General features: G+C 62.4%; 29 protein-coding genes. 15 read left to right on the forward strand and 14 right to left on the reverse strand.

Annotated features, from left to right (window positions below; genetic code table 11):
- Positions 1-13 precede the first annotated feature (13 nt).
- Positions 14-1,081 carry an aldo/keto reductase gene (locus tag BFN67_RS05470; RefSeq protein ID WP_080918626.1) on the reverse strand — a complete coding sequence of 356 codons (1,068 nt, stop codon included), beginning with the start codon at positions 1,079-1,081 and terminating at the stop codon, positions 14-16.
- Positions 1,082-1,325: 244 nt separating this feature from the next.
- Positions 1,326-1,766 (reverse strand): hypothetical protein, encoded by a 441-nt coding sequence (locus BFN67_RS05475; protein WP_080918627.1) that lies wholly within the window; start codon positions 1,764-1,766, stop codon positions 1,326-1,328.
- A 104-nt stretch (positions 1,767-1,870) separates the two neighbouring features.
- Here BFN67_RS05475 and BFN67_RS23880 point away from each other — a divergent pair, with 104 nt between their 5' ends.
- Positions 1,871-2,191, forward strand: coding sequence for a hypothetical protein (locus BFN67_RS23880; protein WP_139789036.1), 321 nt, complete (start codon positions 1,871-1,873; stop codon positions 2,189-2,191).
- Positions 2,192-2,306: 115 nt separating this feature from the next.
- Positions 2,307-3,353 (forward strand): DUF1176 domain-containing protein, encoded by a 1,047-nt coding sequence (locus tag BFN67_RS05480; RefSeq protein ID WP_080918628.1) that lies wholly within the window; start codon positions 2,307-2,309, stop codon positions 3,351-3,353.
- Positions 3,354-3,357: 4 nt separating this feature from the next.
- On the opposite strand, the gene BFN67_RS05485 is transcribed toward BFN67_RS05480, so the two are convergent.
- The 7 genes from BFN67_RS05485 to BFN67_RS05520 form a co-directional block, all read right to left on the reverse strand.
- The gene (locus tag BFN67_RS05485; protein WP_080918629.1) at positions 3,358-4,200 is read right to left on the reverse strand and encodes an alpha/beta hydrolase family protein; all 843 of its coding nucleotides are present in this window, start codon (positions 4,198-4,200) and stop codon (positions 3,358-3,360) included.
- Positions 4,201-4,315: 115 nt separating this feature from the next.
- Positions 4,316-5,929: an NTP transferase domain-containing protein gene (locus BFN67_RS05490; protein WP_080918630.1), complete on the reverse strand. Its 1,614-nt coding sequence runs from the start codon at positions 5,927-5,929 to the stop codon at positions 4,316-4,318.
- Positions 5,926-6,630 carry an XdhC family protein gene (locus BFN67_RS05495; protein WP_080918631.1) on the reverse strand — a complete coding sequence of 235 codons (705 nt, stop codon included), beginning with the start codon at positions 6,628-6,630 and terminating at the stop codon, positions 5,926-5,928. The genes BFN67_RS05490 and BFN67_RS05495 overlap by 4 nt, the downstream gene beginning before the upstream one ends.
- Positions 6,631-6,858: 228 nt before the next feature.
- On the reverse strand, positions 6,859-7,197 hold the full coding sequence (locus BFN67_RS05505; protein WP_080918632.1) for an XdhC family protein: 339 nt from the start codon (positions 7,195-7,197) through the stop codon (positions 6,859-6,861).
- Positions 7,198-7,229: 32 nt separating this feature from the next.
- Positions 7,230-8,486 carry a vWA domain-containing protein gene (locus tag BFN67_RS05510; protein ID WP_080918633.1) on the reverse strand — a complete coding sequence of 419 codons (1,257 nt, stop codon included), beginning with the start codon at positions 8,484-8,486 and terminating at the stop codon, positions 7,230-7,232.
- A gap of 7 nt (positions 8,487-8,493) precedes the next feature.
- Positions 8,494-9,423, reverse strand: a complete 930-nt coding sequence (locus tag BFN67_RS05515; RefSeq protein ID WP_080918634.1) for an AAA family ATPase — start codon at positions 9,421-9,423, stop codon at positions 8,494-8,496.
- Positions 9,420-9,947, reverse strand: coding sequence for a flavin reductase (locus BFN67_RS05520; RefSeq protein ID WP_080918694.1), 528 nt, complete (start codon positions 9,945-9,947; stop codon positions 9,420-9,422). The genes BFN67_RS05515 and BFN67_RS05520 overlap by 4 nt, the downstream gene beginning before the upstream one ends.
- A gap of 192 nt (positions 9,948-10,139) precedes the next feature.
- Here BFN67_RS05520 and BFN67_RS05525 point away from each other — a divergent pair, with 192 nt between their 5' ends.
- Positions 10,140-11,201: a branched-chain amino acid ABC transporter substrate-binding protein gene (locus tag BFN67_RS05525; RefSeq protein WP_080918635.1), complete on the forward strand. Its 1,062-nt coding sequence runs from the start codon at positions 10,140-10,142 to the stop codon at positions 11,199-11,201.
- Positions 11,198-12,205 carry a P1 family peptidase gene (locus BFN67_RS05530; protein WP_080918636.1) on the forward strand — a complete coding sequence of 336 codons (1,008 nt, stop codon included), beginning with the start codon at positions 11,198-11,200 and terminating at the stop codon, positions 12,203-12,205. Before BFN67_RS05525 ends, BFN67_RS05530 begins: the two co-directional genes overlap by 4 nt.
- Before the next feature lie 6 nt (positions 12,206-12,211).
- Here BFN67_RS05530 and BFN67_RS05535 read toward each other — a convergent pair whose 3' ends face one another.
- Positions 12,212-12,466, reverse strand: a complete 255-nt coding sequence (locus BFN67_RS05535) for a DUF2171 domain-containing protein (protein ID WP_080918695.1) — start codon at positions 12,464-12,466, stop codon at positions 12,212-12,214.
- A 159-nt stretch (positions 12,467-12,625) separates the two neighbouring features.
- On the opposite strand from BFN67_RS05535, the gene purB reads away from it, so the two are divergent.
- Together purB and BFN67_RS24285 are read left to right on the forward strand one after the other, a co-directional pair.
- Entirely contained in the window at positions 12,626-13,933 is a 1,308-nt protein-coding gene (purB, locus tag BFN67_RS05540) for an adenylosuccinate lyase (protein WP_080918637.1), read from the forward strand.
- 68 nt (positions 13,934-14,001) lie between these two features.
- Positions 14,002-14,175 (forward strand): hypothetical protein, encoded by a 174-nt coding sequence (locus BFN67_RS24285; RefSeq protein WP_158083474.1) that lies wholly within the window; start codon positions 14,002-14,004, stop codon positions 14,173-14,175.
- An 18-nt stretch (positions 14,176-14,193) separates the two neighbouring features.
- Here BFN67_RS24285 and BFN67_RS05545 read toward each other — a convergent pair whose 3' ends face one another.
- Positions 14,194-15,009 (reverse strand): VOC family protein, encoded by an 816-nt coding sequence (locus tag BFN67_RS05545; RefSeq protein WP_080918638.1) that lies wholly within the window; start codon positions 15,007-15,009, stop codon positions 14,194-14,196.
- A gap of 220 nt (positions 15,010-15,229) precedes the next feature.
- Here BFN67_RS05545 and BFN67_RS05550 point away from each other — a divergent pair, with 220 nt between their 5' ends.
- Positions 15,230-15,778 carry an RBBP9/YdeN family alpha/beta hydrolase gene (locus tag BFN67_RS05550; RefSeq protein WP_080918696.1) on the forward strand — a complete coding sequence of 183 codons (549 nt, stop codon included), beginning with the start codon at positions 15,230-15,232 and terminating at the stop codon, positions 15,776-15,778.
- A 42-nt stretch (positions 15,779-15,820) separates the two neighbouring features.
- Here BFN67_RS05550 and BFN67_RS05555 read toward each other — a convergent pair whose 3' ends face one another.
- Entirely contained in the window at positions 15,821-16,600 is a 780-nt protein-coding gene (locus tag BFN67_RS05555; protein ID WP_080918639.1) for an HpcH/HpaI aldolase family protein, read from the reverse strand.
- Between the two features lie 107 nt (positions 16,601-16,707).
- Positions 16,708-17,028, reverse strand: a complete 321-nt coding sequence (locus BFN67_RS05560; protein WP_080918640.1) for a DUF1476 domain-containing protein — start codon at positions 17,026-17,028, stop codon at positions 16,708-16,710.
- A 278-nt stretch (positions 17,029-17,306) separates the two neighbouring features.
- Here BFN67_RS05560 and purC point away from each other — a divergent pair, with 278 nt between their 5' ends.
- The 6 genes from purC (at position 17,307) to BFN67_RS05590 (ending at position 22,185) form a co-directional block, all read left to right on the forward strand.
- Entirely contained in the window at positions 17,307-18,098 is a 792-nt protein-coding gene (gene purC / locus BFN67_RS05565; RefSeq protein ID WP_080918641.1) for a phosphoribosylaminoimidazolesuccinocarboxamide synthase, read from the forward strand.
- A gap of 146 nt (positions 18,099-18,244) precedes the next feature.
- Positions 18,245-18,487, forward strand: coding sequence for a phosphoribosylformylglycinamidine synthase subunit PurS (gene purS / locus BFN67_RS05570; RefSeq protein ID WP_080918642.1), 243 nt, complete (start codon positions 18,245-18,247; stop codon positions 18,485-18,487).
- A 1-nt stretch (position 18,488) separates the two neighbouring features.
- Positions 18,489-19,157, forward strand: a complete 669-nt coding sequence (purQ, locus tag BFN67_RS05575) for a phosphoribosylformylglycinamidine synthase subunit PurQ (RefSeq protein WP_080918643.1) — start codon at positions 18,489-18,491, stop codon at positions 19,155-19,157.
- A gap of 37 nt (positions 19,158-19,194) precedes the next feature.
- The gene (locus tag BFN67_RS05580; RefSeq protein WP_080918644.1) at positions 19,195-19,608 is read left to right on the forward strand and encodes a hypothetical protein; all 414 of its coding nucleotides are present in this window, start codon (positions 19,195-19,197) and stop codon (positions 19,606-19,608) included.
- A gap of 96 nt (positions 19,609-19,704) precedes the next feature.
- Entirely contained in the window at positions 19,705-21,930 is a 2,226-nt protein-coding gene (gene purL, locus BFN67_RS05585; protein WP_080918645.1) for a phosphoribosylformylglycinamidine synthase subunit PurL, read from the forward strand.
- A 21-nt stretch (positions 21,931-21,951) separates the two neighbouring features.
- Positions 21,952-22,185, forward strand: coding sequence for a BolA/IbaG family iron-sulfur metabolism protein (locus BFN67_RS05590; protein WP_080918646.1), 234 nt, complete (start codon positions 21,952-21,954; stop codon positions 22,183-22,185).
- 166 nt (positions 22,186-22,351) lie between these two features.
- Here BFN67_RS05590 and BFN67_RS05595 read toward each other — a convergent pair whose 3' ends face one another.
- Positions 22,352-23,140: a phosphodiester glycosidase family protein gene (locus BFN67_RS05595; protein WP_245295162.1), complete on the reverse strand. Its 789-nt coding sequence runs from the start codon at positions 23,138-23,140 to the stop codon at positions 22,352-22,354.
- A gap of 195 nt (positions 23,141-23,335) precedes the next feature.
- On the opposite strand from BFN67_RS05595, the gene grxD reads away from it, so the two are divergent.
- On the forward strand, positions 23,336-23,689 hold the full coding sequence (grxD, locus tag BFN67_RS05600) for a Grx4 family monothiol glutaredoxin (RefSeq protein ID WP_080918648.1): 354 nt from the start codon (positions 23,336-23,338) through the stop codon (positions 23,687-23,689).
- 95 nt (positions 23,690-23,784) lie between these two features.
- Complete coding sequence (locus BFN67_RS05605) at positions 23,785-25,023, forward strand: multidrug effflux MFS transporter (protein WP_139789037.1); 1,239 nt, start codon at positions 23,785-23,787, stop codon at positions 25,021-25,023.
- The last annotated feature ends 15 nt before the right edge of the window (positions 25,024-25,038 follow it).

A 25,038-nucleotide genomic window follows, 5' to 3' on the forward strand; every position in this document is an offset into this window, starting at 1 on the left:
GCGCGCCGCTACCTTACGGACAGGGATTGCCGACCCGCTGGTGCACGGCATCCACCGCCGTCTGCATCTCCTCGGTCCAGGTCACGTCGGCCGCCGAAAGCGCCACTTCCAGTTGCGCGATGCTGGTCGCGCCGATGATGCTGGACGCAACGAACGGCCGGTTCAGCACAAAAGCACCAGCAAACAGGGCCGGCTCCATGCCGAAGCTGCGCGCCAGTTCGTTGTATTCGAGCAGCACCTCGGCGGCATTGGGCGTCTCATAGCGCGCGCCTCGGTTGAACAGTTGCGTGCGCGATCCCTCCGGCCGCGCGCCGTGGTCATACTTGCCGGTCAGATAGCCTTGTGCCAGAGGCGAATAGGCAAGCAGCGCGACGTCCTCCCGCTCGCAGGCTTCGGCCAGATTCACCTCGAAGGTGCGATTGACGAGATTGTAGGCGTTCTGGATCGACACGGGGCGCGGGCCGATGCCCTTCCCGGCCTCGGCAGTAAAGCGCATCAGGCCCCAGGTGCTTTCATTGGAAAGCCCGTAATGCCGGATCTTTCCGGCCTTCACCAATTCGTCGAACACCGAAAGCGTTTCGGCAATCGGCGTTTCGCCCGCCGGCGCGGCCACGGCATCGGCACGCGGCGGCACCGCGCCGATCCGGTTGGGATTGGCGCCCCATGGCGTGTCGCGCTCCGGCCAATGAATCTGGTAAAGATCGATATAGTCGGTCCTCAGCCGCTTGAGCGACTTCTCGACGGCATCAAAAATATCCGCGCGCACCAGCTTTGACGGACGTCCGCCGCGAAACCATTCATTCGCCGTGCGCCCGACCACCTTGGAAGCCAGCACCACCTTGTCGCGATTGCCGCGCGCCTGCATCCAGCTTCCGATGATCTCCTCGGTGCGCCCCTGCGTCTCGGCCTTGGGCGGGATCGGATAAAGTTCGGCCGCGTCGATGGCGTTGACGCCGCGCGCGAAAGCCAGGTCCATCTGCGCATGGCCCTCGGTCTCGCTGTTCTGCTGGCCCCAGGTCATGGAACCGAGACAGATGCGCGAGACAAGAAGATCGCTCCGGCCAAGGCGGCGTTTGTGCATTGAAGTGCTCCGGGATTGTGGGCGCGCGCGGCGCGGGGAAGGAGGGCGAACATAGCCATAGGCCGCATGTGCGCCAACCCCTGACGCAACAAATGCGCTCAACAATCAAGCCAACAATCGGTTATGCCAAAAATCGGGCCAGCAAGCCGCGATCAACGCCTTGAAGCAGCCGAAACCTTGGCGAATCCCGCATCGATCGGCTGGATTGGCGCATATGGCCCAACAATCGAAACAACAATGCGATTCAGCGCCTCGCGGCGGACAAGGCCTTGCGGCGCGCCTCGTCGATCAGCATGTTGGCGATCTGCATGCGCACCGCCGCGCGCTGGCGCAGATGCGGCGAAACCCGGTCAGGATGATTGGCAAAGGCGAAATCGCGCCGCAGGCGCTTGAGATCGGCATTGGGCCGGTCAAGACCGAGTTCGGCGGCGATCGTATGGGGATCGACGGACGGCAAGGCCTCGTGGTCATTGCCGGGACCGGACAGGTCGGCATCCGCCAAAATGGCTGCAAAATCAGTGGCAAGGCCGGCTCCGGACTCGCGATAGTGCTCGGCCAGCACCTCGCCCGACACCTTAATTCGCCCCGAATGAAGCTCGTCCACCACGGCCAGATAATCGAAGGGAATAGACGGCTTCGCCGCGCCCTCCTCTCCTTTGGAGGCGACGAACAGGTCGTCCAGCAAAGACGCAAAATCCTGCTTCGGTCCGGTAGCGATCCTGGCCTCCTGCCTGCTTCTTCGCCTGATCCACAGGCATTTCGGCGGACCATAAAAGCGGCGCGTTAAAAATGAATGCCCGCAGCGAATCCAGTTTTAGAAACTGGCGCGGCGCAGGTGCGGCGAAAAGAACCGGTGGCCATCGCCAACCGCGACGATGTTGCACCGCACAATCGTCGCAAATCACCTATATGCAGCATGAGGGAGGACAAACACGGGGCCTGATCATGGGGTTCTTTACTGAAATGTTCTCTCGTCCACGTCCGCAGGAGTCTGTGCGCACCGGCGTGGTGCTTGTCCTGCAATATGCGATGAGCCATGGCGAGCGCCGCGAAATCACCGTCAAACCGGCGGATTTCCCGCGCATCGCCCGCGCGCAAGCCTTGCGCTGATCCGGCGAACCGATGGGCTTCCCGGCAAAGCCGGAGGCCGATTTGCAGCCGCTTTCCGCACGCCACCGCGCCGCCTTATTCCATGCTAGACTCTTCGCATCGAACGGAGATTTTGATGCGAAACCCGCTTTTTGCCGCGACGGTCTCAACCGGCCTTGTCGTGCTTTTGAGCAGCACGGCAATGGCAGCCGAGGCGCCTTACATCGACAACCGGTCAGACCCGGCCGCCGTGGTACGCTCGCTGTACAGCGCCATCAACCGGCACGAATATGCCCGTGCGTGGAGTTATTTCAGCGATCCGAAACCCGCCAAGGACTTCGACACGTTCGTCAAGGGCTATGACGGCACCGACCATGTCGAGGTCGATATCGGCAATGCCGGCGAAGAGGGTGCCGCCGGCAGCATCTATTACCAACTGCCCGTCGCCATCCGCGCCACCGCCAAGGACGGGAGCCAAGCGGTGTTTGCCGGCTGCTATACGCTGCGACAGGTGAATGCGCAGATCCAAGGGCCGCCCTTCAATCCGATCCATATCGAAAAAGGTTCGCTGAAGCCTTCCAAGGCACCGTTCGAAAAAGCGCTTCCCGAAAGCTGCGGCGACGGGCCGCCGCCGCCGAAAAAGGATACGTCGCTGGATGCCGCACGCGCGCAGTTCATGCTGGCCTATGGCGGGCAATGCCAGGACCCTCCGGATGGCCCCAAGGGCGAGCCGCAGGCCTATGCGATCCCGTACCAGAATGCGGAAAGCGACACCAATCAACCCGAACGCACAATGCGCCTGTTCCGCTTCTTCTGTTCGATGGCCGCGTATAACGAGAGCGCCGTCTACTACATCGACGACAGTAGCGGCCATGTCAGGCAATTGCAGTTCACGGTGCCCGAACTCGATATCCGCTACGCAAATGGCGACACGCAGGGCGAGGTCGAATCTGTCAATGTCATCGGCTTCCAGACCGAGGACCGGCTGATCAATTCAGGCTATGACGAACAGGCGCGCACCATCACCTCCGACGACAAATGGCGCGGTGTCGGCGATGCGTCCTCGCAAGGCACCTATCTGTTGCGCGACGGCCATTTCTCCCTGGTGCAGTATGATGTCGATGCCTCCTATGACGGCCAGGTCGATCCGCAAACGGTGATCGACTACAACACACCGCCCTGAGACCTTACCTCGAAACCGACAGCATCCAGTTGAGCGCCTCACGCCAGTCCGCCATGCGGATCGGCGTGCCGTGCGTACCGGTTTCGAAACGCACGAAGCGGGTCGGATAGCCCGGCGACTTGGCCAGAATGGAGCGAAAGAACGCTTCCTGATGCTCCACTGGAAACACCTTGTCGTGGCTGCCCTGCGCGAAAAACACCGGAATGCGCCGCTTGAAAGCCGGGCTTTCAAAGAAGCTCTGATCCCACAGAGAACCCAACAACAGCAACCCGTCGATGCGATTGCCGGTATCCTTGCGGCCGGCTAGTTTCCAGCATATCGCGCCCCCCATCGAGCCGCAGGCGACGAAGATTTCCGCCTTGGGCGACTGCGCGGCGTAGTGAGCGATTAACGCGGCGATTTCGGCGGTGCCCCTGTCGCCGAAATCGGAGAAATCCGGCGACAGATAAAGCCCGCCATTTTGCGCCATCAGATTCTTGATGCGGTTGAAATTGCCGCCAAAGGTGAAATCGTCCACCCCCTGCCGGCGCGAACCGCCCTGCCCGTGCAGGTAAATCGTGATGATGGCAGCGCCTTCTGTCTTGCCCACCGCGACGTGGCGGATGGAGCCGGCGTCTGTTTTCAGCACCAGATCCTGCTGCACGCCGCGCACCCCTGTCGAGACGTATTTCGCCTGCACGCGGCGTTCTGGAATCTGGTCGCGGCCATTGATATCGCGCATCTCGCGATAATCGAAGACGCGATAGAGTTTTCCCTTCTCCGACGAAAGCAGCGCCGGATAGGCAAAGAGTTCGTCCTTGAAGGGCTTGAGGGTGAGGGTTCCGGCGGCCATGGCAGGCCAGGCCATGATTCCGGCAGCCAATATGAGGACCGCACAGAATCGCGAAATCCGTGAGAAACAGCCTGACCAAATCATGTCCAAGGCATGGATTGCTTCGGCATGATTTGTCAATGTGGAGGCGTCAACCCTGCGGCACCCCACCGGCGCGCGCCAGCGCCTCGGGCGTATCAACATCGACGGCGGCACCCGCACCGATCTCGACATCCACCACGTCCAGCCCCTCGGCCTCGACCAGATGGCGCGCGCCCGTATCGCCTTCCAGCTTTGCGACTGCCGGAAACAGCGAGCGCGGCAAGATGACCGGATTGCCGCGATGGCCTTGATGCGCGGCCCGCACCACGGCAAGACCGCCGGATTTGCGGAACGCTTCGATCAGCAGGTCAAGATCGGCACTTGAAACGTCCGGCATGTCGCCCAAAACGACCAGCGCGCCGGCGGCCTGCTGGGGAAGCACCGCCACGCCGGCCTTGAGCGAAGACGCAAGACCGATCTCAAAACCGGGATTGTCGGCCATGGATACGGCAAGGCCGGACAGGGCCTCCCGCACACGCGTGCTTTGATGGCCGGTGACCACTACCGTTCCTGCCGCCGTGGATGCAAGCGCACGCTCGGCGGTGCGGCGCACCAGCGGCTTGCCCTCGAACAGCGCAAGCAGTTTATTCGGGCCGCCCATGCGGCTGGAGCGCCCGGCGGCGAGCAGCACGACATGAATTTCGGGATGCAGCGGAACCGGTGCCGGTTCGCGCGGTTGCGGCCGGGTCGGAATTTCCATCAACAGGCCGCCGACTCCCATGCCGGCAATGTCTTCCTTGGTGACACCGACGCCAGAGACGATGCGGTCGAGCACCCAGTCGAAGCCGTTTTCCTTGGGACTTCTGGCGCAGCCAGGCGCACCGAGCACCGGCTTGCCGGCGCGCTCGCCGAGCACGAACAGATTACCCGGATCGACCGGCATGCCCGAGCGAAAAACTTCACCGCCGGAAGCGCGGATCGCGGCGGGAATCACGTCCTCGTCCGGGTCGCTCATGGCGGACGCGCCGAAGACCAGTACCATGTCGCTGTCGGCGGCCAACTCGGTAATCGCCTTAGCCACCTCCGCTGCGGCATGCGGGGTGCGGATTTCGTTCGAAACACTGCTGCCGGTGCGCCCCAGCCGCGCTTCGGTGACACGCAGCGTCTTGTCCAGAACACTGTCCTTGATGCTGGGCAGGACGGTTTGCACCACCCCGACGCGAAACGGCTTGTAGGCGTGCATGCGAAACGCCTCGTGCTGGCGGGCCAGCGCCAGCACCTGTTCAAGCACAGCCTCCGAAATGGCGAAGGGGATGATCTTGATCGTCGCCACCATCTGGCCTTCCACCATCGGCGCGAAGGGTGGCATGGTGGCAACCGTGATATCGGGATCGACCGTATTGACGGCGTCGATCAGCGGCTTGTCGACGGTGAAGATTCCCGAAACCGTGGCATGCAGATTGACCCGGCCCGTTGCAGCCGGGCGAGCCTCGATACCGGCGAAATGCAAAGCGCCGGCGATGCGCTCGGCGGCGGTATTTTCGTCCACGTCATCGTCGGCCAACGTCGCGACGATGACCTCTTTCAGCCCGACGGCACGGAAGGCGGCGATATCGTCGGAGCTGAGCCGGATTGCCTTGCGCAACCTCTTGTCTCCAACAACAGTGGAGTGCGCCAATATCGCGCCTTCAGCTTCATCGAGTGGAACGGGACCGAATTTCATGCTGCTGCCTCTTGTGCCTCCATGCCACGCTCGTGGAAGGCACGGATGATCTGCGCCAGCACCGCCACTGCGATTTCGGACGGGCTTGCCGCGCCGATCTCGATGCCGATGGGAGCATGAATGCGCTGGATTTGTTCTTGCGTCGCGCCAAGGGCGGCAAGCCGGTCAACACGCTTTGCATGCGTTTTCCTACTGCCCAGAGCGCCGACATAGAAGCACCCGGCATCAAGCGCGGCCTTCAGCGCGAAGTCGTCGATCTTGGGATCATGGGTGACGGCAGCTATCGCGGTATAGCTGTCGAGCGGGCGGCGCTCCAGCACCTCCTGCGGCCATTCGGCATAAAGCGTGGTGTCGGGGAAGCGATCTTCGGTGGCAAAGGCGGTACGCGGGTCGATGATTTCGACCGGGTATCCGGCGATCCTCGCCATCGGCGCCAACGCCTGGCTGATATGAACCGCGCCGATCACCACAAGGCGTGGCGCCGGCAGATGGGCGTTCAGGAAAAACGTCTTGCCATCGGCCTCGACCGAACCGGAGCGGCCGGTCTGGAAGGCACGCATAATGGCCGTGCCAAGTTCGCCTTCGACACTTTCACCCGCATGCACCAGCCTGTCGCCGCTATCGGCAAGGTCGGTGACAAGCACGACGGCGCGGCGTTCGCGGCGCGCCGCGTTCAGGGCTTCAAGGGTCTTGAGATTCATTGGTATGTGCCCTCTGTTGAAGGCTGGCGCCCAAAATTACCCCTCTCTGTCCTGCCGGACATCTCCCCCACAAGGGGGGAGATCAGCAATTTCAGCCACACCGCCCCTTCTGCAACCTTGAAGATTGGCGAAAGATATGAAGCAGGCCGTTCTCCCCCCTTGTGGGGGAGATGTCCGGCAGGACAGAGAGGGGCAACGTAGAGAGGCAAACCGACAAAATTATCCATTTCAGCCAAGCCGCTCGACATAAACCTTGATCTTGCCGCCACAGGAAAGCCCCACGCGCCAGGCCGTTTCGTCGGCGACGCCGAACTCCAGCAGGCGCGGCTTGCCGCTGCCCAGCACGTCCATGGCTTCGGTGACCACCGCCCCTTCGACACAGCCGCCTGAAACCGAGCCATGGAAATTGCCCTCGGCATCGATGACCAGATGGCTGCCGGTCGGGCGCGGTGCCGAGCCCCAGGTTTCAACAACCGTGGCAAGCGCGACCTCGCGCCCCTCTTTCGCCCAGGCCTCGGCGATAATCAGCGGATCGCGAGCCGCATCGAGATGAACATCGTTTTGCATCTTCGTTTCTCCCTACGCCCCTTCCTATATGGTCACGCCGCGCGCGACGTGCCAGCCTCCAGCCAACGGCGCGGGTCGGCGGCATGCGGTGACGCCCCACCCAGCGAGGCGACAAGATCGGCCAGCGCATCCAGATTGTGAACCGCGCGAAACTCATCGACATGGGGCAGCATGGCCACCACGCCGCGCGCTTTCGCCTCAAAACCGTCGAAGCGCAGCAATGGGTTGAGCCAGATCAGCCGGCGGCAGGATTTTTGCAACCGCTCCATCTCCTGCGAAAGCCCGGTGATGTCGTCGCGCTCCAGCCCGTCGGTGATGAGCAGCACCACCGCGCCCTGCCCCAGCACACGGCGCGACCATAAGCGATTGAACTCGCCCAGCGTATTGCAAATGCGCGTGCCGCCCGACCAGTCCTGTACGGCAGCCGCGCAATCCGCCAGCGCCGCGTCCGGATCGCGATGGCGCATCTGCCGCGTGATATTGGTGAGCCTTGTGCCGAAGACGAAGGCATGGACACGCCGGCGTTTTTCGGTCAACGCATGCAGGAAATGCAGGAAAATACGCGTGTACTGGCTCATCGAGCCGGAAATGTCGGCCAGAACGACCAGCGGCGGATGCATCTCGCGCGGCGAACGGAATTTCGGCAGGATCAGTTCGCCGCCGGTGCGGGCGGCCGCGCGCATCATGGCACGCGGGTCAGCCCGCCGACCACGCGGATCCGGCCTGAAGCGGCGCGTCGCCACCCAATCGAAGGGCAGGCGCAGTTCGGCAATCGCCTTACGCGCTTGAGCAAGTTCAGCCGCGCTCATTTGCGCGAAATCCTTGGCCCGCAGCACCTCATTTCCGGAAACCGCGAAGCGCGCGTCCACCTCGATCTCGGGAATCTCGCGTGGCGGGCGGTCCTTCTGGTGGCCCTCGAACAACGCCTGGCTGACCCGGTTTTCAGCGGCGCGCGGTTTCTGCTTCTCGCGATGGTCGGGCGCGATCGGAGAGAACATGGCCAGCATCTTCTCGACCAGTTCGCGCGACTTCCAGAACAGCCGGAAAGCCTCGTCGAACGTCGCGTGATCCTCGTGCCGCGACACCAGGACGGCGTGCAGTGTCCAGTAGAAATCGTCTCTGCTGCCGATGCCGGCGGCCAGCACCGCCTCGATGGCCTCCTTGACCGAGGCCGGGCCGACACGCATGCCCGCCTTCCGCAACGCTCGGGCAAAAAACACGATATTGTCGGCGATGCGGCCTTCCGGTGGGGCCGCCGCAGTCACGACTGAACCAGTGGAAGAAGTCATGGCGCTGCTACTCGGCCGCTGCGAGCTCGGCCTTGACCTCGTTGAGGATGCGCCGGCCCTCGCCCTGCCCGATACGGGCGATATCGTCCTGATACTTCAAAAGCACGCCAATCGTGTCGGAAACGGTTTCGGGATCGAGCGCGATCTTGTCGAGTTCAGTCAGCGCGCCGGCCCAGTCGATGGTTTCGGCCACGCCAGGCACCTTGAACAGTTCGATCTCGCGCAATTTCTGCACGAAGGACACCACCTCGGCCGAAAGCCGGCTGTTGGCCTGCGGCACCTTGCGGCGCACGATCTCCAGTTCGCGTTCGGCATCGGGGTAATCGACCCAATGGTAAAGGCAGCGGCGCTTCAGGGCGTCGTGAATCTCACGGGTGCGATTGGTTGTGATGATTACGATCGGCGGTTCTTTCGCCTTGATCGTGCCAAGCTCGGGCACCGTCACCTGAAAATCCGACAGGATTTCGAGCAGGAACGCCTCGAACGCCTCGTCCGTGCGGTCGAGTTCGTCGATCAGCAGGACCGGGGCGGCACCCTTCTTGCCGGTCAGGGCATCCAGCACCGGGCGGCGTATCAGGTATTTTTCGGAAAACACGTTCCGCTCCATGGCGGAACGCTCGACCTTGCCGGCGGCTTCCTCCATGCGTATCTCGATCATCTGCCCGGCATAGTTCCACTCATAGACGGCCGAGGAAACGTCGAGGCCCTCATAGCATTGCAGGCGGATCAGGCGGCGACCGAGCGAATTGGCCAGCACCTTGGCAATCTCGGTCTTGCCGACGCCCGCCTCGCCTTCGAGGAACAGCGGCCGCTGCATACGCAACGCCAGAAACAGCACCGTCGCCAGCGCACGATCCGCGACGTAATCCGCCCCGGTCAGGAGATCGAGCGTCTCGTCGATCGTCCCCGGCACGGCGCGCGGTTTCACCTCGGTCATTCCTTCTCCGCAAATGCAGGCACACGCCCGGTCAGCACATGATAGGCGCGGTCGTGATAGATGAGCGGCTCGAGGTTATCGCCGGTGCGCAAGCCTGTCACCTTGCCAAAAAGCACACGATGGGTGGCAATATCCTTGGTGTCCATCAATTCGCAGTCGAATACGGCAAGCGCGTCAGTGAGCGTCGGTGCGCCGGTGGAAATGGTCTCCCATTGGCCAAGCGCAAAACGTTCATCCGGTGCAAGGCCGGTCAGGCCGGAAAAAGCGACCGAAAGCGGCCTGTGGTGCGAGGCCAGCGTGTTAAGCGCGAAACGGCCATTCTTGAGGAAGGCGTCATTCTTGATGTTTTCGCGGTTGAGGCAGACGAGGATCGTCGGCGGCGTGTCCGACACCGAACAGGCCGCGATCACCGTCGCGCCGCGCCGGCCTGCCGGCCCGTCGGTGGTGACGATATGCACATGACCGGCGAACTGGCTCATCGCGTCGCGATAGGCCTGCGGCCCTATGTCGTTTTTCTTCAGCACCGACAAATTCCCATATCCCTGCTCCGCAGGTCCAAAACCAACCATACCGCTATATATGGCCGTATAATCTATGCCACAAGCAAGCGGGCGATGCGGCACGGCCGATTGGCCATGTTGCGTCGCCCACGCCCAGCCTTTAGGTCTTGAGCGATATGATGAAGTGTGCGCGGTGAAAGGGGCTACGTCCAGCGAATGCGACTCGTCGTCTTAACCGTAGCCGCGCTGGCAGCCTTGTGCGCCGATAGCGCCGCCGAGGCGTTGACCATCGGCGTATCCGCACCGCTGTCGGGGCCGAGCGCCATTCTCGGGCGGCAGATCGATGCCGGCTCAAGGCTTGCCGCCGATGCCGGCGGCGCATCGCTGAAAGTGGTGGACGATGCCTGCACAGCCGAGGGCGGCGCGGCAGCGGCAAGGGAATTCGCAACGGAAAAAGCCGACGTGGTTGTCGGATTCCTGTGCAGTGAAGCCATCGAGGCGGCGCTGCCTATCCTGAAAGACGCGGGCATCCCGGTCATCACCGTTGGCGTGCGCACCGACAGCCTGACCGATGGGCGCGACAAGACCGGCTGGCCGATCTTCCGGCTGGCGCCACGCGAGGATGCCGAGGGTCGGGCAGTAGCCGAGATGGTGACACGGCAATGGCGCAACGACTTCTTCGCCATCGTCGATGACGGCACCATCTATGGCCGGGGCATAGCCGAGACGGTGCGCGCGGCGGCTGAGCGGAGTGGTTTGAAACCGGTCTTCATCGATACGTTCCGGCCGGGCATGGACAACCAGATCGGCCTGATCGGCCGGCTGAAGAAGGCAGGCGCTGCCCGCGTGTTCGTTGGCGGTGACGGGTCCGATATCGCCATCATGGCCCGCGACGCCGGCAAGCTCGGTGCGGACATGGTGTTCGCCGGCGGCGAAAGCCTGCGCATCGCTTCCGGCGACGTTGCCTACACGCAAGGCACGCTGATGGTCGCCCTACCCGAATGGAGCCAGACAGCGGACAAGGCCGCGCTGGACGCCTTTTCTGCCGCCAAGATCATTCCGGACGGCTATGCCCTGCCGGCCTTTGCCGCGGTGCAAATCGCCACGCAGGTTGGTGCGGAAGCCTCGGGGACGCCGCTGGGCGAGGCATTGACCGGGCATGACTTCAACACCGCAATCGGCCCCATACGCTTCGACGACAAGGGCGACCTTGCCCAAAATCCCTACCGGGTCTTCCGCTTCGATGGCCAGAATTTCGTGCCGCTGGAGGAAAAATGAGCTTTCGCGCCGCCCCCCGCAATCTCATCACCGACGTCGCCGGGCTGAAAATCGGCAATGCGCAGGATGCGCGGCTGAAATCCGGTGTCACGGCGGTTCTGTGCGACGAACCGGCGGTGGCCGGCGTTCAAGTGCTGGGCGGTGCGCCCGGCACGCGCGAGACCGACCTGCTGGAGCCACACAATCTGGTCGAGACGGTCAACGCCATCACGCTTTCGGGCGGTTCGGCCTTCGGCCTCGACGCGGCGTCCGGCGTGCAGGCCGCATTGCGCGAAAAGGGCATCGGCTTCAACGCTTTCGGCCATATCGTGCCGATCGTACCGGCGGCGATCCTGTTCGACCTCGCCAATGGCGGCGACAAGGATTGGGGCCGCTATCCGCCCTATCGCGAACTCGGCTACGAGGCCGCGCAAAACGCCGGGCTGGACTTCACGCTCGGCACGATTGGCGCCGGAACCGGCGCCACTACCGCCGGCCTCAAGGGCGGGCTGGGCTCGGCTTCGACGGTGCTTGCCAATGGCATCACCGTCGGCGCGCTGGCCGCCGTCAACGGCGTCGGCTCGGCCACGGTCGGCACAAGCCGGAATTTCTGGGCAGCGGCGCAGGAGATCGGCACGGAGTTCGGCGGCCTTGGCTTGCCGCATCCTCTGCCGCCCGAAAGCCAGGACATCGTGCTGAAACATCGCCGCAACGGCCCGGTGGAAAACACGACGATCGCCGTCATCGCCACCGACGCCGTTCTGACCAAGGCCGCCGCCAAACGGCTGGCGATCGCCGCGCATGACGGCTTTGCGCGCGCCATATGGCCGAGCCACACGCCGTTCGACGGCGATCTTGTTTTCGCGCTGGCCACCGGGAAAAGCGGCATCGCGCCAGATCCGATCGCGGCCATCGAACTTTATGCCGCCGCCGGCGCCACCATGGCCCGCGCCATTGCGCGCGGCGTCCATGCGGCCACGCCGGCCGAGGGCGATCTTCTGCCGGTATGGTCAGCGCGAATGTAACTGAGGTCAAACCGGATCGGATTTTTCCTCTTCGAACATCACCGCCACGTCCGAATTGGCGGACAGGCGCACCCTGTCCCCCTCGACCTCGGCGACGAGACTCAAGGGGATGTAATGGTGATGGCCTTCATGGCGACCCTCGCCGCTGTCCTTCTTCGTCAGCTTGATGCGCTCACCTTCCACGCCGTCCACCGTGCCGACATGGACGCCATCGGCGCCGATCACTTCCATATGTTCGCGAATTCGTGCCGTATCGTTCATGATGCTTCTCCATTCGATGCCCACCACAACGAACGGGGTGGCATTTGGATGCGCCGCGCATTTGTGAAAAAGCGAGTTTCAACGGCGTGTGCGCTACGTTGAGCATTGCGCCCCGTTCTGTTAGGAGGCGGCATCTTCCGCTGCAATCAGGACTGATCGATGATCCCTCGCTATTCGCGGCCCGAAATGGTCGCCATCTGGTCGCCCGAGACCCGCTTCCGCATCTGGTTCGAGATCGAGGCGCACGCCTGCGACGCGCTGGCCGAGCTTGGCGTCATACCGAAGGAGGCCGCGAGGACGATCTGGGAAAAGGGCGGCGCTGCGGAATTCGATGTGGCGCGCATCAACGAGATCGAGGCCGTCACCAAGCATGACGTGATCGCCTTCCTCACCCATCTGGCCGGATTCGTCGGGCCGGACGCCCGCTTCATCCATCAGGGCATGACGTCGTCGGACGTGCTCGACACCTGCCTTGCGGTGCAACTCACCCGCGCCGCCGACCTTCTGCTCGCCGACATCGACGCCCTTCTGGCGGCGCTCAAGCGCCGCGCCTTCGAGCACAAGGACACCGTCACCATCGGCCGCAGCCACGGCATCCATGCCGAGCCGACGACGTTCGGCATAAAACTGGCCGAAGCCTATGCAGAATTTTCGCGTGCCCGTGAACGGTTGGTGCACGCACGCGAAGACATCGCCACCTGCGCCATTTCCGGCGCGGTCGGCACGTTCGCCAATATCGACCCTTACGTGGAAGAGCATGTCGCGAAAAAGCTCGGCCTGAAGCCGGAGCCGGTTTCGACGCAGGTCATCCCGCGCGACCGCCACGCCATGTTCTTTGCCACGCTCGGCGTCATCGCTTCGTCCATCGAACGGCTTTCCATCGAAATCCGCCATTTGCAGCGCACCGAGGTGCTGGAGGCGGAAGAGTATTTCTCGCCCGGCCAGAAGGGCTCGTCGGCCATGCCGCACAAGCGCAACCCGGTGCTGACCGAGAACCTCACCGGTCTGGCACGCATGGTGCGCGCCTATGCCATGCCGGCGATGGAGAATGTGGCGTTGTGGCACGAGCGTGACATTTCACACTCGTCCGTCGAACGCATGATCGGTCCGGATGCCACGATCACGCTGGATTTCGCACTGGCGCGGCTGACCGGCGTCATCGATAAATTGCTCGTCTACCCGCAGAACATGGAAAAGAACCTCAACAAGTTCCGCGGGCTGGTGCATTCGCAGCGCGTGCTTCTGGCCCTCACGCAAGCTGGCGTTTCGCGCGAGGACGCCTACCGCCTGGTGCAGAGAAACGCCATGAAGGTGTGGGAGGAAGGCAAGGATTTCCTTGAGGAATTACTTGCTGACAAGGACGTGACAGCGGCGCTATCGGTGGCCGATATTCGAGAAAAATTCGATCTCGGCTACCACACCAAGCATGTCGATACCATATTCAGGCGGGTATTCGGCGAGGGTTAGGCTCAGCGCCATCGTCGGAACCCGCATCACCTGCCCGCGTTTAAGGGCACCTTGTGTGAGAACTGAACATGGCTGAACACGAACTCGATCACGACAATAGTCGCGGCCACGCAGGCTGGTTCATGCGCGGCTTCGCGACGGCGGTGCTGTTATGTGCCGCCCTTCTCTATTTCGGCGGCTTCTTCGATCCGGCCGGGTCGCAGGATCTCGATCATTCCCGCACCATTATCGTCGGCAAATAGCCGGCGCGGCAGGCCGCCTCAACCGGGCTGCCCCGGCACCGTCCTGATGACCGTGCCCCACGGATCCTGTGTTGCCGTTTCTTGCTTTGCCGTCGCGGAGCGCATCTCGACCCAGGCAAGACCGCTGCGACCGGGATCGCGGTGATCCGCACCGGCACTCTGCCAGGCATTGGCGCCGATGTGGTGATGGTAGCCTCCAGACGACAGGAACACTGCCTGCGCACCGTAGCGCGCCACCGTATCGAAGCCGAAACTGTCATGCCACCAGGCCTCGGCCTGCCTTGGATCGCCGACCCGCAGATGGACATGGCCGACAACGGTGTTTTCTGGCGCCCCTTGCCAACCGGCATCGCCAGCCGGAACGCTGCCGACGACCGCGGGAATATCCATCCGTTCGGTGCTCATTGCGACCTGCGAACCGTTCCATGACCAGCTTTCACGCGGGCGATCGACATAGATTTCAATGCCGTTGCCTTCCGGATCGGTCAGGTAGACGGCCTCGCTGACAAGGTGATCCGACGCGCCTTCTATAGCGATACGGTGTTCGACGGCATGGTTGATCCAGCGGCCGAGATCGGCCCGCGAAGGCAAGAGAAAGGCCGTATGGAAAAGGCCCGCAGAGCGCGGGGCGTCCGGCCTGGCTGCCGGATCGTTCTCCAGCAACAACAAAGGCCGGTTTGCAGCGCCGAGTGTGATCGTCTCACCGTCCCGGTTCAGTTCATCGAGCCCGACGACGGTGCGGTAATAAGCCGCCAGCGCGTCAGCATTTCGGGCTTTCAGGCCGACACGGGCGACGCTGATAGGCGTGGTGGCGGCAAAAGGCAGTTCACTCATCGAGCTATTCTCCTGGCAATTGGATTGGGCAGCCGGCAATCGGAAGGAACCTTTCAACAAGTTCCCGCTGCCGATCGCCTTTCGCCTGCTGCCATAGAAAATCGTCGCTTAGCATCGTTCACACAAGTACGCATTATATGAACATCATGTTCATTATTTGTGACCTATGGTCGACCAAGCGGCGTTGCAACACGCTATCTTCGCGGCTACATGCGGCACCATGAAGGTCAAGGACGCAGATATTCTCATCGTGCCGGGCTACACAAATTCCGGCCCCGATCATTGGCAAAGCCGATGGCAAGCCAGGCTGTCCACGGCCCGCAGGGTCGAGCAGGCGGAATGGTCGAAGCCGGTTCGCGAGGACTGGACCGCCAGCGTGGCGAAAGCCGTCAACGAAGCCAGCCGGCCGGTGGTCTTCGTCGCCCATTCGCTCGGCGTGGCAAGCGTCGTGCAAGCGATGCAGAATTTCCGCAACCGGGTCGCCGGTGCTTTCTTCGTCGCGCCGCCGGATGTGGCCAATCCAAAAATCAGGCCAAGACACCTGATGACATTTGGGCCGTACCCGCGCGATCCGCTGCCCTTTCCGTCGATCACCATAGCCAGCCGAAACGACCCTTACTGTCCGTTTCCTGTCGCGGAGGATATTGCGTCGGCATGGGGTTCGCTGTTCATCGATGCCGGCGAGGCCGGCCATCTCAATGCCGAATCCGGCCATGGGCCATGGCCGGAAGGCTCCATGACTTTCGCGCAGTTCATGACACGGCTGTGAACAGAAGGGCAGTTGGCAATCGAAGCAATTTGCTCCGGTTGGCTACTGCCGATTGCCGATCGACTTCTTTACATCGGCCAGCAGGACCGAGGCGCCCAGCGCAATCAGCGCATGCTCGGAACCCATGGCAAGCAACTGGTAGCCCATCTTTACCACCCGTCCCGCGACGGCTGGGTCGACCACAAAAATAGCCGCGTATTTGCCGGCCGCGTGGGCACGCGCCGCCACGTCCGCGATCGTCTCCATCATGTCCTCATGCGTGGAATCGACCGTGCCGCCCTTGGTCCAGGCGATGGAAAAATCCGACGGCCCAAGGAAGATACCATCAATGCCGGGCGTTGCCAGTATCCCGTCGAGCACGTCGAGCGCCGCGCGCGTCTCGATCATGGCGAAGGCCAGTGTGCGCTCGTTGCTCTTGCGCAGCCAGTCCTGCTGGCTGCCTTGCCCATGGCGGGGGAAGGCATAGGTCGGCCCCCAGGAGCGCGCGCCAACCGGCGGGTATTTCATCGCTGCAGCGAACTGCCTGGCGTCCTCGACGGAGTTGACCATCGGTGCGATCACCGCCTCGGCGCCGAAATCAAGCGCCCGGCTGGCCATATCGAAACGGCCGACCGGAATGCGCACCAAAGACGGCTTGCCGGCGGCAAGCACCGGTGCCAGACCGCGCAGAACGCTGTCCTCATGATGGCCGCCATGCTGCATGTCGAGCGTCACGCAGTCGAAGCCCTGTTGGGCGACGAGTTCGACCGTCAGCGCATCGGGCACCCCAGACCAGGCGGTGCAAAGCGTCTCGCCGGCGGCAAGGCGTGATTTCAGTGACATTGGCACGCTCCTCATTGATCGATTCCAGTTTCAACCGGGAACCGCTGAGAAGGCAAAGGAAAAGCCGCCGCACAGGCCGCAGCCGATTGGTCCAGCGGCTTGAACCGTCAGGCGCCTCGGGCCTGCTCGATGGCCTTGGCCATCAGTTCATCCATGGTACGCCGGATCTGGTGATCCGACTGCTCGACGCCGGCCGCGTCGAAATCCTTGCGGATCTTGCGGAAAACATCGTGATCGCCGGCCTCCTCGATATCGGCGACGACAACTTCGCGCGCATAGGCCTCGGCATCGGCGCCGGCCTTGCCCAGTTTCTCGGCTGCCCACAGGCCAAGCGCCTTGTTGCGCCGGGCCATCGCCCTGAACCGCAACTCCTCATCGATCGCGAATTTGCGTTCGAACCCTTCTTCGCGGTCTTTCAGATTATTCATCGTTTCCCTCCAGAGTCGGATGCCGATTCGGCGACGGTGAATTAAGTTGCGATGACGCTCAAATCAAAAGGACGTGGGTCGGTCAATATCCTTTCCCCCTGTTGAGACAGGTCTTGCGGCATTTCCATGGCGAAAGCGGTTGACCGGCCATATTTGTCGATTGAGCAAAGCCCGCGATTGCGCTAGAGACCCGGCTTGAGACCCATGGTGGCCGCCGGTTGCGCGGCAGAAAGAGGCCGGTTGCCGCCGCCTGCCCCTACAACCAGAGAAAAAATCCGATGAAATCACGCCGCCGCATCTATGAAGGCAAGGCCAAGATCCTTTACGAAGGGCCGGAACCGGGCACGCTGATCCAGTTCTTCAAGGACGATGCGACTGCCTTCAATGCCAAGAAGCATGAGATCGTGGACGGCAAGGGCGTGCTCAACAACCGCATCTCCGAGCACATATTCAACCATCTGAACCGCATGGGCATCCCGACGCACTTCATCCGCCGGCTCAACATGCGCGAGCAACTGATCAAGGAAGTCGAGATCATTCCACTGGAAGTCGTGGTGCGCAACGTCGCCGCCGGCTCGCTGTCGAAGCGCCTCGGCATCGAGGAAGGCACGGTGCTGCCGCGCTCGATTATCGAATTTTACTACAAGGCCGATGCGCTGGACGACCCGATGGTGTCGGAAGAGCACGTCACCGCCTTCGGCTGGGCCAGCCCGCAAGAGATCGACGACATCATGGCGCTGGCCATCCGCGTCAACGACTTCCTCTCCGGCCTGTTCCTCGGCGTCGGCATCCAACTCGTCGATTTCAAGATGGAATGCGGCCGCCTGTTCGAAGGCGACATGATGCGCATCGTCGTCGCCGACGAGATTTCACCCGACTCCTGCCGGTTGTGGGATGTCGCCACGCAGGACAAGCTCGACAAGGATCGGTTCCGCCGCGACATGGGCGGACTGGTCGAAGCCTATCAGGAAGTCGCGCGGCGTCTCGGCATCATGAACGAGAACGAGCCGCCCCGGCCGACCGGCCCCGTGCTGGTCGCCTCCACCGACCCGAAGACCACCAAGCATTGAGGTAGAACAGTGCGTCCTTCGAGGCTCGCTCCGCTCGCACCTCAGGATGAGGAAGGTCGGTTGCTCTGTGGTCCTCATCCTGAGGTGCGAGCGGAGCGAGCCTCGAAGGACGCACAACCGGAATGCAACGGAGAAGCCGAAACCACATGATCAAGGCCCGTGTCACCGTCACCCTCAAGAACGGCGTGCTCGATCCGCAAGGCAAGGCGATCGAGCACGCGCTGACCGGCCTCGGTTTCGACGGCGTCGGCCAGGTACGGCAGGGCAAGGTGTTCGACCTCGAGCTTGAAGGTGCCGATAAAGCCAAGGCCGAAGCCGACCTGAAAGCCATGTGCGACAAACTGCTGGCGAATACGGTGATCGAGAATTACGCGGTGGAGATTGCCTGAGGTGAAATCCGCCGTCGTCCTCCTTCCCGGCCTCAACCGCGACCGCGACATGATCGCGGCGCTAACCAAGATTTCCGGCCATGCACCCGTAACGGTGTGGCAGACCGACACGGAAATTCCTGACGTCGATCTCATCGCCATTCCGGGCGGTTTTTCCTTCGGCGATTATCTGCGCTGCGGCGCGATCGCCGCGCGCTCGCCCGTCATGCGGGCGGTGGCCGAAAAGGCCGCCAGGGGGGTCATGGTCGTCGGCGTGTGCAACGGCTTCCAGATTCTGGTCGAGGCCGGCCTGTTGCCCGGCGCGCTGATGCGCAACGCCTCGCTGAAGTTCGTCTGCCGCGAAGTGAAGTTACAGGTCGTCAACGCCAACACCGCGTTTACGCGCGGCTATCGGCCCAATCAGGTGATCCGCTGCCCGGTCGCGCATCACGACGGCAATTATTTCGCCGATGCTGAAACGCTGGCCCGCATCGAAGGCGAAGGCCAGGTGGTGTTCCGTTATGCCGAAAACACCAATCCGAACGGCTCGATCAACGACATTGCCGGCATCGTCAGCGCGGGCGGCAATGTTCTCGGCCTGATGCCGCATCCCGAAAACCTCATCGAAGCGGCACATGGCGGCAGCGACGGGCGGGCTCTGTTCGAGGGCGCGCTGGAGCTGGCCGCCTGATCTTTCCCACGCTTGCCGAAGCCGGAGCCTGGATGCCATGTCGAAACCTCTTTCCATCGCCGGCGCAATTGCCTTGGGTTTCGTGGCACTTGGCCTGGCTGCCTGCCAATCCGGTTCAAAGAACGACGCGCCTTCGGGCAAAAGCGCCTCGCTGCGCGCCATGGAGCAGGTGGCGATCGCGGCGCACAAATGCTGGATCGCCAGCAAGGACCCGGCGTTCAAACCGTACCAGATGGCCAACGAACTCAACAATTTCGGCGGCACGCCGCGCTTCCTTCTGGTGCCGGCGAAGCATTATGGCGGCAAGCCGCTGCTGGTGGTGCAGGCCACCGGCAATTCCAGCCGGGTCGAGGCATTCGGGCCGTTGATGGGCGAGACGCTCGGTTCGCGCATCGGCGCCGACATTGCCCGCTGGCAGAGCGGCGACGGCACCTGCGCGGCTAAAGCCTGACAGACCGGTTTCCTGTTCCTGCAATGCCGCAATCCTTGCGGATCGCCGCATTTCAGGCTTTAGGAAAGCCTACATTGGTGGAGCGACTGAAGTTCGATGACCGTTTCCAACACCCGCCCGATCACGCCCGAACTGATTGCCGCGCATGGGCTGAAACCGGAAGAATATCAGCGCATCCTCGAACTCACCGGGCGCGAACCGACCTTCACCGAACTTGGCATCTTCTCGGCGATGTGGAACGAGCATTGCTCTTATAAATCATCGAAGAAATGGCTGCGCACCCTGCCGACGACGGGCGAGCGCGTCATCCAGGGTCCCGGTGAAAATGCCGGAGTGGTCGATATCGGCGATGGCGACTGCGTTGTCTTCAAGATGGAGAGCCATAACCACCCCTCCTATATCGAGCCTTATCAGGGGGCTGCGACCGGCGTCGGCGGCATTTTGCGCGACGTCTTCACCATGGGCGCGCGTCCGATCGCGGCGATGAATGCGCTGCGCTTCGGCGAGCCGGATCACCCCAAGACGCGGCATCTGGTGGCCGGCGTGGTTTCCGGCGTCGGCGGTTATGGCAATTCCTTCGGCGTGCCGACAGTCGGCGGCGAAGTCAATTTCGACCGCTCCTATAACGGCAATATCCTGGTTAATGCCTTTGCCGCGGGCCTTGCCAAGACCGATGCCATTTTCTTGTCGCAAGCCAAGGGGGTCGGCCTGCCGGTGGTTTATCTCGGCGCCAAGACCGGCCGCGACGGTGTCGGCGGCGCGACCATGGCTTCAGCCGAGTTCGATGACAAAATCGATGAAAAGCGCCCGACCGTGCAGGTCGGCGACCCGTTCACCGAAAAATGCCTGCTGGAAGCCAGCCTCGAACTGATGGCGTCGGGCGCAGTCATCGCCATTCAGGACATGGGGGCCGCCGGCCTCACCTGCTCGGCCGTGGAAATGGGCGCCAAGGGCGATCTCGGCATCGAACTCGATCTCGATACCGTGCCGGTGCGCGAGGAGCGGATGAGCGCCTATGAGATGATGCTGTCCGAAAGCCAGGAACGCATGCTCATGGTGCTTCGCCCGGAAAAGGAGGCCGAGGCCAAGGCGATCTTCGTCAAATGGGGATTGGATTTCGCCATTGTCGGCAAGACCACCGACGATCTGCGCTTCCGCGTCCTGCACCAGGGCGAAGAGGTCGCCAATCTACCGATCAAGGAACTGGGCGACGAAGCGCCGGAATATGACCGGCCATGGGCGGAGCCTAAAACGCACAAGCCGCTTGCGATGGACGACATTCCGCAAGCCGATATTGCCGATACGCTCCTCAAGCTGCTTGCCGGGCCGGACCTTTCTTCACGGCGCTGGGTATGGGAGCAGTACGACACGCTGATCCAGGGCAATTCGCTGCAACGGCCGGGCGGTGACGCCGGCGTCGTGCGCGTCGAAGGCCATGCGACCAAGGCGCTGGCCTTTTCCTCCGATGTCACGCCGCGCTATTGCGAGGCCGACCCGTACCGGGGCGGCAAGCAGGCGGTCGCCGAATGCTGGCGCAATCTGACAGCCACCGGCGCTGTGCCGCTGGCCGCAACCGACAATCTGAATTTCGGCAATCCGGAAAAGCCGGAGATCATGGGGCAGCTTGTCAAGGCCATCGAAGGCATCGGCGAAGCCTGCCGCAAGCTCGATTTCCCGATCGTGTCCGGCAACGTCTCGCTTTACAATGAAACGAATGGCCAAGGCATCTTGCCGACACCCACCCTCGGCGGCGTCGGGCTGATCGACGATTGGTCGAAAATGGCGCGTGTCGGCTTCGCTGCCGAAGGTGAGATGATCCTGCTCATCGGCGCGCCGTCAAGCTGGGGCACCCATCTCAGCCAGTCGATCTATATGCGCAACATCCATGAGCGCGTGGACGGCCCTCCGCCCTCAGTCGATCTCGACCACGAAAAGGCGGTTGGCGATCACGTGCGCGGCCTGATCCGGTCGGGTGTGGCAACGGCCGTGCACGATCTGTCCGATGGCGGGCTGGCGGTGGCGCTGGCAGAAATGGCGATGGTTTCCGGCATCGGCGCAACCATCGGCGCTCCGGAAGAATCCGACCCCGTCCCCGTCTTCTTCGGCGAGGATCAGGGGCGTTATCTCGTCACCATCGCGCTGGACCCGCAAAGCGCCGAATGGCACGCTTTGCGCAAGCAGCAGGAGAAGCTTGGCATTGCCTGTGTGCAAATCGGCTCCACCGGCGGGGCCGATTTGAAACTGGGTGAGGCGCATGCCATATCTGTAACGGACTTGAAGGCCGCCCACGAATCCTGGTTTCCACGCTTCATGGAAACCTGAGACGGAACCAAGGAATACAGCATGGCAATGGACGCGCGCGACATAGAAAGCCTGATCAAGGAAGGTATCCCGGACGCCAGGGTGACGATCCGCGACCTTGCCGGCGACGGCGAGCACTATGCCGCGGAGGTGGTGGCCGAAAGCTTCCGTGGCAAGACCCGCGTGCAGCAGCACCAGATGGTTTACAACGCCCTGAAAGGCAATATGGGCGGCGTCCTGCACGCCCTTGCCCTGCAAACCAGCGCGCCGGAATAAGACCCCGCCGCTTTCCCCTGCGTGCTTGGCCGCCCTGTGTCGTTCGAGGCGGCAACTCACGCTGCTTCCTCAAACAAGAGGAGCGTTCTTTGAAATGGCCAGGGCCGCAAGGCAGCGTGGCAACGGTGAAGTATAGCCTCGCCTCGCCACCACGGGTCCATGCAGCCTACTGCCGCGCCCGCACGGCCAGTATCGGCCCGACCGGAAATCTGCCGCCCACGATCAGCCGGCGACCATTGGACAATGCCGAAATCGCGCCGTCGAGGAAGAGCGCATCGGGACATGCCAGTTCGTCGCGAAACAGCCGCGCAAAGCTGCCGAAGCTAACCGGCGTGCGCGAGATCGCCAGCACGACCGTGCCGTCCGCGCGCACGCCGACGCCGTTGCGGACATAGCGCGAGGCACCGTCTTCCTCGAAGCGCGGATGCAATTGCCCGCCGATGACCAGCATCGGCCCCGATTGGGTGGCGAGTTCAGCTTCGGGCTGGTGCTGTGCATAGACCGTACTTTCCATCACGACCGCACAGCCGGCGCGGTCGATGAAGAACACGCCGTTGGGCTTCATGAAGAAATTTCCGGCGCCTTCGGAAAGATTGAGCGGCGCCGTCTCGTGGCCGTTCTCGACAAAAAGCCCGACCGGCGAAAAATCCTTGTGATACATGCCGGCATTCATGGCCAGCAGTACCGGCGTGCCGCGCGCAGCCATGTCTGTGTCGAAGGCCTTCAGCGTGCCATAGGGCTTGCCATTGGCATCCGTGCGCGCCAGCGTAATCTCGTAGGTCCTGAGGTCGATCTCGCAGGTGACATAGCCGACGCCTTCAAAGACGCTATCGTGGCAAGGTGGTGGCAAGGCTTCCGATGGCGGCGTTGCCGACCGCCGCAACCACAGCGCCAACGCCAGCCCGGCGATAACCAGAATGCCGATGAGAATTGCCATCGAAAGCCGTCGCGTCATCCGTTCATGCGCTCATCGGGTGGGTAGAAACATCGGCATGCTCTCGCCTGAACCGGCCCTGGATTTGGCCCACTACGGCACCATTCTTTGCGCCATTTCCGCGAGAACCAGGCAAGCGTCTTGTTTCGGACGGCATGGCGGGCTATTTGAAGGGCATGCTTCGGCCTGCAACGAACGGGCGTGAAAGGATTCTCCATGAGCGGTATCAACGACTACATCAACGGCGAAGTGAAGAGCAATGACGTGGTGCTCTTTATGAAGGGAACACCTGATTTTCCGCAGTGCGGTTTCTCCGGACAGGCCGTGCAGATCCTCGATTATGTCGGCGTCGATTATAAAGGCATCAATGTGCTCGCCTCGAACGAGCTTCGGCAGGGCATCAAGGATTATTCCAACTGGCCGACCATCCCGCAGCTTTATGTGAAGGGTGAGTTCGTCGGCGGCTGCGATATCCTGCGCGAGATGTTCCAGGCCGGTGAACTGCAAGGTTTCTTCTCGGAAAAAGGCATAAGCGCCAAGGCGCAGCCTGAAGTACGATCCGAGGCTTAACGCCTCGGAACTTCTTTCTCCGGCCTGGCCGGGGCTTTGAATGTCAATGCGCCGGTTTTCCGGCGCATTTCTTTTCAGTATCGGATTTTTTATACATGGAACAGAAATCAGAACCGCAGACATTGAACCTGCGCATTCCACGGTGGGAATTCATTGCGTTGTGCGCGGCCCTGATGGCGCTCAACGCTCTGGCCATCGACATCATGCTTCCCGCCTTGCAGCAGATCGGCGGCTCGCTCGGCGTCGAGAACGCCAATCATCGCCAATTCGTCATCACGGCCTACATCGTCGCGTTTGGCATCGCACAACTCGGCTTCGGCCCGATCTCCGACCGCTTCGGGCGGCGCCCGCCACTGATCGTCGGCCTGCTCATCTATATCGTCGGCGCGTTGGCGGCGGCCGTCGCGCCCAGTTTCGCCACGCTGCTCATCTGCCGTTTCGTGCAGGGCATAGGTGCCGCCGCAACCCGCGTGATCGCCATCTCGGTCGTCCGCGATTCCTTCGGCGGCCGGCGCATGGCCGAGATCATGTCGCTGATCTTCATGATTTTCATGGCAATTCCGGTCGTGGCGCCAGGGCTTGGCCAGGTCATCGTGATGTTTGCAAGCTGGCACCTGATTTTCGTCGCCATGGGCGTCGGGGCGCTTCTAGTCAGCCTGTGGGTGCTATTTCGCCTGCCCGAAACACTGCATCCCGAATACCGGCGCAGCCTCACCGTACAGTCGGTGACGGGTGGCTTTCGTATCGTGCTCTCGAACCGCATCGCCCTTTGCTACACACTGGCGTGCATGTTCATCTTCGGCGCGCTGTTCGGCTTCATCAACTCGGCGCAGCAGGTCTATGTCGATGTCTACGGACTCGGCGTCTGGTTTCCCGTCGTATTCGCCGCGATCGCCAGCATGATGGCGCTGTCCAACTACCTCAACTCACGGCTGGTGGGCGCGATCGGCATGCGCCGGCTTTCGCAGGGCGCGCTCGTCGCCTTCATCGTCGTCAGCACGATCTGGTTCGCGCTTTCGCTTGTCGGGCCGGTATCGTTCCCCATCTTCATCACACTGTTCACGCTCGATATGTTGCTGTTCGGCCTGCTCGGCTCGAACTTCAACGCGCTGGCGATGGAGCCGCTCGGCCATGTTGCCGGCACGGCCTCCTCCGTGCTCGGCTTCACCCAGACTTTTGGCGGCGGCATCATCGGCACGGTCATCGGCCAGGCTTTCGACGGCACGGTCATGCCGCTGGCGGCCGGTTTCTGCGGCGTATCGATCGTGGCGTTGCTGATGGTCATCATCGCGGAGCGTGGCAAGCTGTTCCTGCCGCACAATGCACCAGTATGATGGGCACCGGTGTGA

This window comes from Manganibacter manganicus (genome assembly GCF_002075885.1).
GTDB classification, from domain to species: domain Bacteria; phylum Pseudomonadota; class Alphaproteobacteria; order Rhizobiales; family Rhizobiaceae; genus Mesorhizobium; species Mesorhizobium manganicum.